The organism is Caulobacter sp. GW821-FHT10C03 (assembly GCF_059415485.1).
Genome location: NZ_JBWKNI010000003.1, coordinates 146,422 through 159,550 on the forward strand (window position 1 = coordinate 146,422; position 13,129 = coordinate 159,550).

9 protein-coding genes are annotated in these 13,129 nt (G+C 69.7%); 2 read left to right on the forward strand and 7 right to left on the reverse strand.

The features are described from left to right. Positions 1 to 160: 160 nt before the first annotated feature. Together pseH and pseG are read right to left on the reverse strand one after the other, a co-directional pair. The gene (gene pseH / locus AC07NG_RS04760) at positions 161 to 724 is read right to left on the reverse strand and encodes a UDP-4-amino-4,6-dideoxy-N-acetyl-beta-L-altrosamine N-acetyltransferase (RefSeq protein ID WP_494592530.1); all 564 of its coding nucleotides are present in this window, start codon (positions 722 to 724) and stop codon (positions 161 to 163) included. Between the two features lie 69 nt (positions 725 to 793). Then, on the reverse strand, positions 794 to 1,822 hold the full coding sequence (pseG, locus tag AC07NG_RS04765; RefSeq protein WP_494592532.1) for a UDP-2,4-diacetamido-2,4,6-trideoxy-beta-L-altropyranose hydrolase: 1,029 nt from the start codon (positions 1,820 to 1,822) through the stop codon (positions 794 to 796). A gap of 224 nt (positions 1,823 to 2,046) precedes the next feature. Here pseG and AC07NG_RS04770 point away from each other — a divergent pair, with 224 nt between their 5' ends. Further along, a complete protein-coding gene (locus tag AC07NG_RS04770; protein ID WP_494592533.1) occupies positions 2,047 to 5,283 on the forward strand; it encodes a glycoside hydrolase family 2 TIM barrel-domain containing protein in 3,237 nt (1,078 codons plus the stop codon). Between the two features lie 4 nt (positions 5,284 to 5,287). Here AC07NG_RS04770 and AC07NG_RS04775 read toward each other — a convergent pair whose 3' ends face one another. The 4 genes from AC07NG_RS04775 to AC07NG_RS04790 all read right to left on the reverse strand — a co-directional run bounded on the left by AC07NG_RS04775 (position 5,288) and on the right by AC07NG_RS04790 (position 11,088). Further along, on the reverse strand, positions 5,288 to 5,824 hold the full coding sequence (locus AC07NG_RS04775; RefSeq protein WP_494592535.1) for an ankyrin repeat domain-containing protein: 537 nt from the start codon (positions 5,822 to 5,824) through the stop codon (positions 5,288 to 5,290). Positions 5,825 to 5,881: 57 nt separating this feature from the next. Further along, on the reverse strand, positions 5,882 to 7,453 hold the full coding sequence (locus AC07NG_RS04780; protein WP_494592537.1) for a catalase: 1,572 nt from the start codon (positions 7,451 to 7,453) through the stop codon (positions 5,882 to 5,884). Between the two features lie 115 nt (positions 7,454 to 7,568). Next, positions 7,569 to 8,498, reverse strand: coding sequence for a hydrogen peroxide-inducible genes activator (locus tag AC07NG_RS04785; RefSeq protein ID WP_494592539.1), 930 nt, complete (start codon positions 8,496 to 8,498; stop codon positions 7,569 to 7,571). A 757-nt stretch (positions 8,499 to 9,255) separates the two neighbouring features. Then, positions 9,256 to 11,088, reverse strand: coding sequence for an ABC-F family ATP-binding cassette domain-containing protein (locus AC07NG_RS04790; protein WP_494592541.1), 1,833 nt, complete (start codon positions 11,086 to 11,088; stop codon positions 9,256 to 9,258). Between the two features lie 209 nt (positions 11,089 to 11,297). Between AC07NG_RS04790 and AC07NG_RS04795 the strand changes: the two genes are divergently transcribed. Continuing rightward, entirely contained in the window at positions 11,298 to 11,849 is a 552-nt protein-coding gene (locus AC07NG_RS04795) for a hypothetical protein (RefSeq protein WP_492853841.1), read from the forward strand. Here AC07NG_RS04795 and AC07NG_RS04800 read toward each other — a convergent pair. Next, positions 11,846 to 13,045 (reverse strand): acyltransferase family protein, encoded by a 1,200-nt coding sequence (locus AC07NG_RS04800; protein ID WP_494592544.1) that lies wholly within the window; start codon positions 13,043 to 13,045, stop codon positions 11,846 to 11,848. The two genes, AC07NG_RS04795 and AC07NG_RS04800, sit on opposite strands and share 4 nt — an antisense overlap. Positions 13,046 to 13,129 lie beyond the last annotated feature (84 nt).

Below are 13,129 nucleotides of genomic sequence, written 5' to 3' on the forward strand. Positions count from 1 at the left end.
TGCCAACGCCCCCCGACGTCCTCTGACATCGACCATAGCAAGGCACGTCCGGCTAAACGTCAAGTAGAGTTAATGCTCGCGCGCGTCTTTTTCGTGAACTCTCAAGTTCAGCCTCTGGAGAGTGCTCCAGCGCTCGGTTGGGCGCCCGCGAAGCGACCTTTCACCCCACCCCGAAGCCCTTCGCCGCCAACTTCCCGCGCGCCGTCTCCCGTTCCCCGGCTTCCCAGTCGGCTCGCAGCAACCCCAGCCCCACCACGTTCAGGGCCTTGCCGCCCTTGACCACGTGGGCGCGGTAGAGGGCCTCGCGCTGGAAGCCGAAGGTCATGTGGAGGCGCCAGACGGCTTCGTTGTCTTCGAGGACTTCGCACCAGAGCTTGTCGAGGCCCAGGTCGTTGAAGACGTGCTCGATGACCCAGTATTCGACGAAGCTGCCTACGCCCAGGCCCCGCACGGCCGGGTCGGCGAGGTAGTAGGCCCAGGTGCAGCGGCGGTTGCTCTGGTCGATGTCGACGACGTTGGCCAGGCCGACGGGCAGGCCGTCCAGCTCGATGATCCAGTAGCGGCGCGCGGGATCCTCGCCGATGCGGGCGAACCAGGCGGCGTGCTCGGCCGGAGTGATGGCGTGGTCGCTGTACATGTAGGGGGCGACGGCGGGCGAGTTGCGCCAGGCCAGCAGCCGGTCGTGATCCTGCGCCGCCACGGGGCGAAGCCTGACGTCGGGCATGTTCGAGCCTCCCCGGATGGGCGCCGTGGCGCCGTCATCGTCCTTGGCTAGCGCCGCCCGGGGGTAAGCTCAAGGGTTCAGGAGCGCCAGGAACCGCTCGGCCACCCGCGCCGCGCCGCGTCCGTCGCAGACCGCCGCGGCCGCCGCCGACATCGCCGCGCGGCCGGGGCCGTCGGCGGCCAGGGTGGCGAAGGCGCCGGCAAGGGCCTCGTCCGGCGTGGCGGCGTCGAGGGCCAGGTGCGCGCCCAGGGCCGATAGCGCCGCGGCGGCTTCCCGCTGATTGTCGGCCAGCACCAGCGACAGGGTCGGCAGGCCCAGCACGCAGCGCTCCCAGCTGCTCGACCCGGCCGCGCCGATGGCGAGGTCGGCGGCGGCCGTCAGGGCGGCCATGTCGCGGCTGTCGATGTGGAGGGTCAGGCGCGGGTCGGCGGCGGCCAGGGCGCGCAGGGCCGGCAGGCTGGGCGCCTGGCCGCCGACCACCACGTCCAGCGTCCGCTCGCCCAGCACCGGCAGCAGGGCCGCGACCACGCGAGCGGTGATCCCGCCCACGTCGGTCAGGCCCAGGGAAACCAGCACCCGTTCGACCTCGGAGGCGGTCGCGCGGCGGGCCAGGGCCGTCTCGCGCAGGGCGGCGAAGGCGGGCGACAGGGCGGCGAAGTTTGGCCCCAGCAGCAGTTCAGCGTCATTCGGGGTCAGTCCCCGATAGTCCCTCGTCAGCCGCGAGATCCCGGCGTCGACCACCAGGCCGGCGGCCAGCGGCCGGTCGGCCAGGTCGTCCACCGCCAGGGCCGGGCGCTCGCCGGCGATCGCGCGGTGGTCGGGGGCGGAAAGGCCGTAGTGGTCGAAGATCACGGCGTCGAAGCCGGCCGCCAGGGCGGCGGCGCCGGCGACCAGGGCGTCCCTGGTCTCGAAGATCCCGGCCGGTTCGGCCCCGGGCGCGAAGGCGGCCATCAGTCCGGCCAGCGCGGGTGGCCCGGCGAAGGCCCAGGCGGCGCCTTGGGTTTCCAGGGCCCGAGCCAGGTTCAGGCTGCGCATGAAGTGGCCGCCGCCGACCCTGGGGCCCGCATCGACGACGAACAGGATGCGCGGTCCGGGCATGGGGGTCTCGCGGGCGCGGGCGGAAGCGCCGAGTGTGTGCTGGGATTCGTCCCCCTCGCCACCCCCTATCGCCGCTGTGCGCGGAGCGGGGAAGGCGGGCTGAAGAGCGGCCGGCACGGAATTCGCCCATCAAATCGCATTGGTCCTCTTTTGTCTGACAAATGAATCCACCATGCTAGGGCGACAGCGTCCGACCAACGGGACGCGGGTATAGGGAGGCGTGCATGCGGAAGATCCTGGCGGCCGGCGCGGCGATGACGGTTCTGGCGGCGGCGGGTGCGGGCCTCGCCCAGCCCAAGGTCGATCCGGTGCAGATCGATTCCACCCGCCCCGACTGGGAGAACCCGGCGGTCAACGCCCGCGGCAAGATGCCGGCCAGCGCCAGCCACTTCCCGTTCGAAAGCAGAGCCGCCGCCCTGGCCGGCGACATGACCAGGTCGGCCCGCTACCTCAGCCTCGACGGCCAGTGGGCCTTCCACTTCAGCCCGTCCTCGGACGACGTGCCCGACGGCTTCGAAAAGTCGGACTACGACGCCTCGACCTGGAAGAGCATCAAGGTGCCGGCCATGTGGCAGGCGCAGGGCTACGACCAGGCCCGCTACAACAACATCACCTACCCGTTCCCCGCCAACCGCCCGCTGATCCCGCACGCGACCAACCCGGTCGGCTCCTACCGCCGCACCTTCGAGGTTCCGGCCGGCTGGAGCGGCCAGGACGTCATCCTGCACATCGGCGCGGCCGGGGCGGCCTATCGCGTGTGGGTCAACGGAGCGGAGGTCGGCTACTACGAGGACTCCAAGCTGCCGGCCGAGTTCGACGTGACGAAGTGGGTCAAGCCGGGGACCAACCTCGTGGCGATCCAGGTGCACCGCTGGGCCGACGGCTCCTACCTCGAGGACCAGGACTTCTGGCGGGTCTCCGGCATCGAGCGCTCGGTCTATCTGAAGGCCGTTCCCCAGGCCCGGACCAGCGACGTCTTCGTCCATGCCGGCCTCGACAAGGCCTACCGCGACGGCGTGCTGAGCACCGAGCTCTCGCTGACCGCCCGCAAGGCCCCGCTCACCGCGCGGATGACCCTGCTCGACGGCGGCAAGGAAGTCCTCAAGACCGAGACCAAGGTCGCCGCGGGCGCCGCCCGCACCGTGTCGCTGAACGCCACGGTCCCCGGCGTGCGCCAATGGACCGCCGAGACGCCGAACCTCTACACCCTGCTGGTCGAGCTGATCGACGCGAAGGGAGAGGTCGTCCAGGCCACGCCCCAGCGGATCGGCTTCCGCACGGTCGAGATCAAGGACGGCAAGGTGGCGGTCAACGGCCGCCCGATCGTCATCCGCGGCGTCAATCGCCACGAGCACGATCCGGAGACCTTCCACGTCATCTCCGAGGCCTCGATGCGCCGCGACATCGAGTTGATGAAGAAGGCCAACATCAACGCGGTGCGCACCTCGCACTACCCCAATGACGAGCGCTGGTACGCCCTGGCCGACGAGTACGGCCTCTATGTGATGGACGAGGCCAATATCGAGAGCCACGCCTACATGGACTACGGCAACAAGCATCCCGAGCTGCGCGAGAGCCTGCAGCTGGGCTTCGACCCGGCCTGGGAAGCCGCCCACCGCGACCGGGTGCTGAACATGGTCGAGCGCGACAAGAACCACCCGTCGGTGATCTTCTGGTCGCTGGGCAATGAGGCCGGCATCGGCCCCAACTTCGCCAAGGCCGCCGCCGCCGCCCGCAAGCGCGATCCCAGCCGCCTGATCTCGTACCTGGGCTGGGGCACGCTGGACTGGGAGCACCAGCCGAACGCTTACGTCGACATCTATGCGCCGATGTACGACGACATCGAGAAGATGGTCGACTGGGCCACCGACCCGTCGCGCACCCAGCCGATGATCCAGTGCGAATACGCCCACATGCAGGGCAACGGCGGCGGGAACTTCAAGGACTATTGGGACACCATCTACGCCTACGACAAGCTGCAGGGCGGCTTCGTCTGGGACTGGGTGGACCAGTCGATGTACCGCTACGCCAAGGACGGCCGCCGCTACTGGGGCGACGGCGGCGAGTACGGTCCCAATCCGGGCGGCGACATCGAGTTCGGCGACGGCATGATCCAGCCGGACCGCACGCCCAACCCGCACTATTACGAAGTCAGGAAGGTGCTCTCGCCGATCCAGTTCGGCGGCTTCGATCCGGCGACCGGCAAGGTGAGCGTGACCAACCGCCACGACTTCCGCGACCTGTCGGGCTTCGACTTCGAGTGGGTTCTGGAGGGCGACGGCGTCGAGGTCGCCTCGGGCGCCCTGCCGGCCCTGGCCACCAAGGCCCGGGGCGTCGAGACCCTCACCCTGCCGCTGCCGGCGATCGCGACCAGGCCGGGCGTCGAATACTTCGTCACCGTGCGGGCCAAGGCGAAAGCCGGGGCCGTGCCGATGACCCCGGCCGGCTTCGTGGTCGGCTGGGAGCAGTTCGCCGTCTCGGCCACGCCCAAGGCCGCCGTCGCTCGCCCCGGCGCCGTGGCCCTGATCGACGGCAAGGACGCCGTCGTGCTGGAGGCAGCCGGCGCCAAGTTGACCATCGACCGCGCCACGGGCCTCGTCTCGGCCTACGCCAAGGGCGGCGCGGTGCTGGCCCAGGGCGGCCAGCCCAACTTCTTCCGGGCCGAGACCGACAACGACACGGCTACCGGCACGGTCGCCCAGCAGAAGCCCTGGCGCCTGATGACCGACGTGCGCCAGGTGCGCGCGATCACCGCCCGCAAGCTGGCCGGCGGAGAGGCCCAGGTCACGGTCGAGCACGCCCTGGGCGCCGGCGCGGCCAGGTTCGTCACCACCTACGTCATGGCCGGCGACGGCTCGGTGGCCGTGACCGGCGACCTCACCCCGCTGAAGGATGACCTGCCGCCGCCGGTGCGCGTGGGCCTGTGGTTCACCCTGCCCAGCCAGCCCAAGACCGTCGAATGGCTGGGGCGCGGCCCGCACGAGTCTTACGTCGACCGCTTCACCTCGGCCCCGGTCGGCCTGTGGCGCGGCGCCCTGGCCGACCAGAACCACGACTACATGCGGCCCCAGGACACCGGCAACAAGACGGGCGTGCGCTGGCTGGAACTGTCGGGCGGCGACAAGGGGGGCGGCCAGGGGGCGGCGGGCCTGCGGGTCGAGGCCGCCGGCGCCCCCCTGATGATGAACGCCCTGGCCTTCCCCTACCAGGACCTCTACCGCCGCGCCCCGGGAACCTGGAAATCCACCGACATCGTCCCCCACGACGCCGGAACCCTCCTCATCGACGCCGCCCAATGGGGCGTCGGCGGCGACACCACCTGGAACTTCGTCGGCCAGCCGCACGTGAAGTACCGGACGAAGCTGGAACCCACGCGGGTGAGCTTCCGCCTGGAGCCGTTCACGGGCGAGGGGACGGAGGCGGGCAAGGCGAAGCCGGCGCGGGCGACGGAGGTGGAATAGCCCCTCAGTCCGCTCCTCCCAACAGCCCCTGGATCACGCTCGCGCCCTGGGCGGCGGCCAGGGTGCGGGCGGTCTGGCCCGTGGCGTCGGGGCGGGTGGGGGAGGCGCCTTTTGCGAGGAGGAGGCGGACCTGGGTTTCGCGGCCGAACAGGCTGGCCAGCATCAGGGCGGTCTGGCCCTGGGCGTTGGCCTGGTCGACCGGGCAGGCGGTCTCGTCGAGCAGCAGGCGGGCGACCGCGTCGTCGCCCTTGAAGGCCGCGCCCATCAGGGCGGTGTTGCCCCTGGTGTCGCCGGCGCAGGCGTCGGCGCCGCGCTTGATCAGGGTGCGGACGAGGTCGACCTTGCTGTTGTAGGCGGCGAGCGTCAGGGCGGTGTAGCCGCGCGCGTCGCGGGCGTTGAGCGGGGCGCCGGCGTCGAGCAGGGCGAGCACGATGTCCGCCCGGCCCTCGCGGGCGGCGGCGAAGAAGGCGGCCTTGGGGTCGGGCGCAGGTGCGGCGGGCGCGCCTTGCAGGGCGGCGGCCAGGAGGATGGCGGTGAACATGTGGGGGATCCGAAAGGAGAGCGGACCCGGCCGTTTCCGACCGGGTCCTGAGGAGGCTTAGTTGCTGGCCAGCTTGGCGGCTTCCAGCGCCTTGGCGGCCCGGGCCTTTACGGCGGCCAGGTCGACCTTGGTCGCCGCCGCCAGGCGCGTCCCGTAGTCGGGATCGGCCGCGTAGAAGTGGCTGACCATGATCTCCTTGATCTCCGGAACCGTGACGCCGTTGAGGTCGCCCGACAGGTTGCGGATCAGGGCGGCCTTCTGGTCCTCCGGCAGGCGCTTCCAGAAGAGGCCCGCCTGGACGAACGGCTCCTGCTTGCCGATCGCCTTCTGCTGGATCGTGGTCGTCACCTCATAGGGGCTGAGCTTGTAGGCGGCCGTGTCGGCATAGACGCCCGCATCGGTGCGGCGCGAGGGCTGGTAGTTGACGTCGCCGACGCGCGGGACGGTGTTCATCGCCCCGTCCTGGGCGCCGTTCCTGACGGCGACCTTGGGGGCGTTGACGGCCAGCTGCTGGTAGTTCGGGCCCAGGCGGTGGCGCTGGGTGTCGGCGTAGCTGAACAGGCGCCCCTGCAGCAGGCGGTCGGGCGAGGGCTCGATGCCAGGCACCAGGACGCCCGGCGAGAAGGCGCTCATCTCGGTCGACTGGAAGAAGTTCTCCGGCATGCGGTTCAAGGTCATGGTCCCGACCTTGATCTCGGGCATGTCGTACCAGTCCTTCGTCGCGTCGAAGGGGTTGTAGCCCAGCTTGGCGATGTCCTCGGGCTTGAGGATCTTGACGTAGAGGTCCCACTTGGCGGGTTGGCCCTTGCCGATCGTGGCGTAGAGGTCGTCGGTCAGGTAGTTGAAGCCGGCCTTCTGGGCCTCGTCGGGGGTGTAGTTCCTGATCCCCTGCTGGCTCTTCCAATGGAACTTGGCGAACACCACCTTGCCGTCTTCATCCACCAGCTTCAGGGCATGGACGCCATTGCCGTCCATGGTCCGGTAGCTCTGCGGCGTGCCGAGGTCCGTATAGAGCTGGGTGATCATGTGGGTGCTTTCCGGCTGGTGACTGAAGAAGTCGAACAGTCGGGTCGGGTCCTGCTTGTTGGTCACCGGCGAGGGCTTCAGCGAGTGCACCATGTCGGGGAACTTCATGGCGTCGCGGATGAAGAACACCGGCAGGTTGTTGCCCACCAGGTCCCAGTTGCCTTCGCTCGAATAGAACTTGGTGGCGAAGCCGTGCGGGTCGCGCAGATATTCGGGCGAGCCCTGCGGGTGGATCACGGTCGAGAAGCGCACGAACACCGGGGTGGTGACGCCGGCCTTGAACAGGGCCGCCTTGGTGTATCTGTCGAGCTCGCCGTTGGAGACGAACTGGCCCTCCGCGCCCGTGCCGCGGGCGTGGACGACGCGCTCGGGGATGCGCTCGCGGTCGAAGCGGGCCAGCTTCTCGATGAGGTGGAAGTCCTCCAGCATCACCCCGCCCCATTCGCCGGCGGTCTTGGAATTCTGGTTGTCGCCCACCGGGGCGCCGCTGTCCTGAGTCTGGCTGGGGGTCTGGCGGGGCGTGTCGGCGGCCTGTGAGGCGGCGGCGCTCGTGGCGCTCAGGGCCAGGGCGGCGAGGATGGCGGTGGAGGGGCGGGACGTCATCGGGTCTCCTGTCGGCCAGTCGTGGCGATGTCTTTGGCGATGCGTCCTTTCGAATAGGGACGGGGCCTGACCGACGGAAACGAATAGAATCTCGGGCCCTGATCGACTGGGCCGATCAGCCGGCCAGGGCTTTGCGTCCAGGCCGTGCGGCGCTGGCCAGGCTCTGGCGGATATGCTGGGCCAGCAGGGCGAACTCCTCGGCGCGCGGGGTGTTGCGCCGCCAGGCCAGGGCGATGGTGCGGTGCGCCCGGGGCGCGTCGAGCGGACGGGTGACGATCGGCGCGCCGTCGATGACTCCGGCCTCGACGGCGATGGCGGGGATCAGGCTGACGCCCATCCGCGCCTCGACCAACTGGACCAGGGTGTGCACGCCGGCCCCGCGCCCGGGGGCGCGGTCGAGATCGCGACGTTCGCAGGCGTCCAGGGCGTGGTCGCGCAGGCAGTGGCCGTCGTCGAGCAGCAGCAGGCGCTCGGCCGGCAGGTCGCGGGGGGCGATCGACGGGCGCCGGGCCAGCGGGTCATCGACGTGCAGGGCGACCAGGATCTCGTCCTCGAACAGGGTGACGTGGTCGAGGCCGTCGCAAGGATAGGGCAGGGCCAGCACCAGGCAGTCGCGCGCGCCCCGGCTGAGGGACTCGCAGGCCCAGTGGCTCATCTCCTCGTGCAGCACGACCTGCAGTTCGGGGCAGCTCTTCTCCAGCGCCGGCAGCAGGCGCGGCAGCAGGAAGGGGGCGATGGTCGGGATCACCGACAGCCGCAGCGCGCCGCTCAGCGGCGTGGCCGGGGCCCCGGCCAGGGCGGCCAGGTCGCGGGCCTGGGCCAGCATGTCCTGCGCCCGCATCGCCGCCCGCACGCCCAGCGGCGTGAAGATCGTCACCCGCCGGGTGCGTTCGACCAGCCGCGCGCCGAGGATGGTCTCCAGCTCCTTCAGCCCGGCCGAAAGCGTGGACTGGGTGACGTTGCAGGCGTCGGCCGCCCGGCTGAAGTGCATGTGCTCGTGCAGGCTGACCAGATATTGCAGCTGCCGCAAGGTGGGCAGGATCATCGGCGAGCGCCCGCCATCGCCGTTTCGGGCGCGCGGGAAAGGACGACGGGCGGGCCGTCGAGCGGGCGGGGTGTCATGCGGGAGCTCCTCGGCTCCCAGACTTCACCGTGCCGGCCGATAAGGCGAATTGATAGTTTTCATCGGCTCGATTGAGCGGGTCGATGGGGGCCCTTCATTGTCATCCCGGCCGAAGGAGCGCGTCAGCGGTCCGTAGAGCCGGGACCTCCCAAGTCGGCAGTTCGGAACGGTAGGAGATCCCGGCGCTCCGCTTCGCTGCGGCCGGGATGAAAAGTTCTAAGTAACTGAATTATCTAACTTGTGGAATTTGGGGTGGTGTGGAGGGAGGGGGATCGAACCCCTCCCGCGGCGCTTCGGCTGCTCCCTCTAGGAGATGCCAGATCATCTTGCTGACGTGGGGTGCTGCGTCCTACCAAGGCTCCACGCAACCGCGAGCAACACCTTTGTCCCGAACGTCGTCTCAAATTTGAAAGAACGAGATTTTCTAGGCTTGCCAGACTTCTTGTTCTTACCAACCTCAGACTTAGTTTTGATGTGTAGTTTCATGTGCATCTCCGATTTCACTTTAGTTTTTGCCAAAATGAAGCCAGTGAGAGCAACACCCCACATCGCAAGATCGATTGGGCAACCCAAAAAGAGCATTGCCACCGAACTTGTGTGGCCATCATAACTTCGTGAGGTTGAAAAATCAACCTGATGTTACTTCGCAGCGATTAGCAATTCCAGGCTCAGCCCGCTATCACCCCGCCAGCGCTTCCCGCTTCTCCTCCAGCGCCAGCCAGTCCTCTTCGGCCTGGGCCAGGTCCGCCCGGGCCTTGTCGAGCGACTTCATGATCTTGTCGAAGCCGGCCGGGTCGCGGGCGTAGAGGTTGGGGTCGTCCAGCTTCTTCTCGAGGTCGGCCAGGATCTTGGGGGAGTTGGCGATCAGGGCCTCGCATTCCTCCAGGCGGCGCTGGTCCTTGTAGGACAGCTTGACGGCCTTCTTGGGCGCGGTCGGAGCAGCGGGGGTGACGATGGCCTTGTGCGAGCCGGTTCCGGTGGCGAAGTCGCCGGCCGCGCCGCGGGCGCCCTTGAAGAAGTCCGGGGCCTGGTCGATCAGGTCGCTCCAGCCGCCGGGGGTCTCCAGCACCTGGCCGTGGCCGTTCATGGCGATGGTTGAGCTGGCCAGGCGGTCGATGAAGTCGCGATCGTGGCTGACAAGAATGAGGGTTCCCTCGAAATCGGCCAGAAGCTCTTCCAGCAGATCCAGCGTGTCCATGTCGAGGTCGTTGGTCGGCTCGTCGAGCACCATCAGGTTCATCGGCGTGGCCAGGGCGCGGGCGAGGAGCAGGCGGTTGCGCTCGCCGCCCGACAGGCTGGTGACCGGCTGGCGCAGCTGGGCCTCGGTGAACAGGAACTCCTTGGCGTAGCCGGCCACGTGCTTGGGCTGGCCGCGCACCAGGATGGAGTCGCCGCCCGACGGCGTGAGAAAGTCCCAGACGGTGATCTTTTCCGACAGGGCCATGCGGTTCTGGTCGACGTAGGCGACCTCGAGATTGGTGCCCAGCTGCACGGTCCCGGCGTCGGCCTCCAGCTCGCCCAGCAGCAGGCGCACCAGCGTGGTCTTGCCGGCGCCGTTGGGGCCGACCAGGGCGACACGGTCGCCGCGCAGGATGCGGGTCGAGAAGTTCTCGACGATGGTGCGCTCGCCGAACGTCTTGGTCAGGCCCTTGGCCTCGACCACGCGCTTGCCCGAGGTTCCCGAGCTCTCGACGGCCATGGTCATCGAGCCGCGCTTGTCGGCGACGATGTCGCGCTTCTGGGCGCGCAGGTCCATCAGGGCGCGGCGGCGGCCTTCGTTGCGGGCCCGGCGGCCCTGGACGCCGCGGGCCAGCCAGGCGTTTTCCTTCTCCAGCTGCTTGTTCAGCCGGCGCTCCTCGTCGGCCTCGGCGGCCAGCACCTGCTCGCTCCAGGTCTCGAACTCGGCGAAACCCTTGTCGAGGCGACGCACCTTGCGGTGCTCCAGCCAGAAGGTGCGCTGGGTGACGCGGTTGAGGAAGGCGCGGTCGTGGCTGACGATCAGGGCCGCGCACTTGGAGTTGGCCAGCTCCTCTTCCAGCGTCTGGATGGCGAAGATGTCCAGGTGGTTGGTCGGCTCGTCGAGCAGCAGCACGTCGGGCTGTTCGGCGAAGGCGCGGGCGAGCGCGGCGCGGCGGCGCTCGCCGCCCGAGAGGCCCTGGGTGCTCTTCTGGAAGTCCAGGCCGAAGTCGGCGAGCGTGGCGTGGGCCTCGTAATCCTGGGCGCCGCCGGCCGTGCAGTAGTCGAGCAGGGTCTCGCCGGTGATGTCCGGCTCCTGGCTGACGAACACCACCTTGGCGCCCGGCTGCACGGCGCGCTCGCCGCTGTCGGCCTCGGCGCCCTGGGCGGCCAGCACCTTCAGCAGGGTCGACTTGCCGGCGCCGTTGCGGCCGACCAGGCAGGCGCGCACGCGCGGCTCCAGGGCCAGGTCCACGCCGTCGAACAGCGGCTTGGCGCCGTCGGCGAGACGAACGTCCTTGAGGGCGAGCACGGGGGCGCGGGCGGGGGCGGCCATGGAGCGGTCTTTACGTCTGGGAGGGCGGCGAGGCGGGGGAGGCGAAGGAGATGGGGCCTATAGCAGGGCGCGGGGAGGGGGAAGGCGGAAAGTTTGACGGGCGGGCGAGCCGATTGCGGGTGTTTGGGTGAAGCGCTACCTTGGCGGGCATGAACGCGCCGGCCCTGTCGTCTTTTAGCAAACACCTTCGCCGCCTCGGCGAGTGGTTGATGACGCTGTTCCTCCTGTGGATCGGGGTGGGCGAAAGCGTCCTGCGATTCTTCTTCAGCGGCGGGCGGGACGGCGTGATCGACACCGTCTGGCTGGCAGGCCTGCTGGCCGCCTTCCTGATCTTCTTCGTGGCCCTTCATCTGCTCGACAGGCCACGGGGGGGGCCCCGCCAGGCCCTGGTCTGGGCGGTGCTAGGCACGGCGATCTGGCTAGGCTTCTGCGCCTGGGCGGCGCCGATCATTCCCCCGACCGAGCGCCTGACCGCGACGGCCCTCGGCCTGGCGCCGATCGTCGCCGGTTGGGCCGGGCTGGCGTTCAAGGCGCACAGCCTTGGACGCGGGACGGCACCGGAATCGCTCCTCGAAAAGATCGCGGGGTTCCTGCTCTGGGTGCTGCTTTCGGGCGTCGCCGGCGCGCCCTTGCTGATCCGCTTCCTTGAAGGCGGCTGGCGCGAGGGCGGGCCGGTGCTGCTGGCCCTGTTCGCCTGCGGTTGCCTGCTGATGGTCGTGCTGGCGGCCTTCTTCCGCCCCAAGCCCCAGGGGCAGGTCTAAGCCGCCCGCTTCATCTCCTCCGCCTGCGCCGGGACCGGCTTGCGCAGCACCCGCTCGCGCAGGCGCAGGAAGGGGCGTTCGATCAGCAGCCACAGCAGGACGGCGGCCGCGAAGTCGGCGGCGAGATAGGCGCCAAGGCCGGTCCAGCCGCGCAGCACGGTGTCGCCCAGGGCCTCGCGCAGCATGTGCTGCACCGGCTTGTGGACGAGGTAGAGGCTGTAGGCGAGGGTCGCCACGGCGGTGACGGGCTGGAGCGGCAGCCGCTGCAGGGCCGGCTCCAGGTCGAGCAGGGCGCAGAGCAGCAGGGTCGTGGCCAGGCAGGCCAGCGGATAGAGGAAGACCGCGCCGGTGAGGTCCAGCGCCACGCCGTCGGCGGTGCGCAGGCACAGGATCACGGTGGCGACGGCGGCGGCCAGGCCCAGCGGTCCGGTGACGGTCGGCGGGGCGAAGCGGGCGACCTGGGCGGGGCGGAAGATCCGGGCGGCGGCCAGCAGCACGCCCAGGGCCAGGCCGTCCAGCCGGGTCCAGGTCGGGTAGTAGATCAGCCGCAGGAAATCGGCCGGCCGGGTGGACGGATCGGCGGCCGGGCCGTGCCAGATCCCCCAGCGCAGGGCCATGCCGCCGAGGATCAGGGCGACGCCGACGGCGACGCTGGGTCCCCATCCCCTGAAGCGGGCCAACAGGAGGACCAGCGGCGGCAGGATCCAGTAGAAGTGCTCCTCGACGCACAGCGACCAGGCCGAGGTGAAGGCGCCGGTGACGCGGTAGTCGAGGCCGACGTTCATGGTGAAGGTCAGGAACCGCCACAGCGGCTGGATCGCCTTGCCGTCCGAGAAGCCGGGCAGCAGGAAATAGAGCGTCAGCACCACCAGGAAGGCCGGCAGGATGCGGAAGGCGCGGCTGGTCCAGAAGCGCTTGAAGTCGACGCCGTTCCCCGCCGCGATCCCCTTCAGCAGCTGGGCGCCGATCAGGTAGCCGCTGAGCACGAAGAACACGTCGACCCCCAGCCAGCCGAAGGGCTGGACGGTGAGCAGCGGCTCGGGCCGGGCGGGCTTGGGCATGTGCCAGGTCATGACCAGCAGGATGGCGGCGGCGCGCAGCAGGTCGGGTCCGTAGGCGCGGCGATGCTGGTCGCGCCCATGCTGGTCGCGCGATGGGGCGAAGAGGGCGACGAGGGCCCTGGAGACGGCGTTCATGATGATCCCGAAAGGCCGCCGGGAGGCAAGGGCGGCGGCCGGGGAGGATGGTGCGCGATCAACCTTGAGTCGTCACGGGGCGGA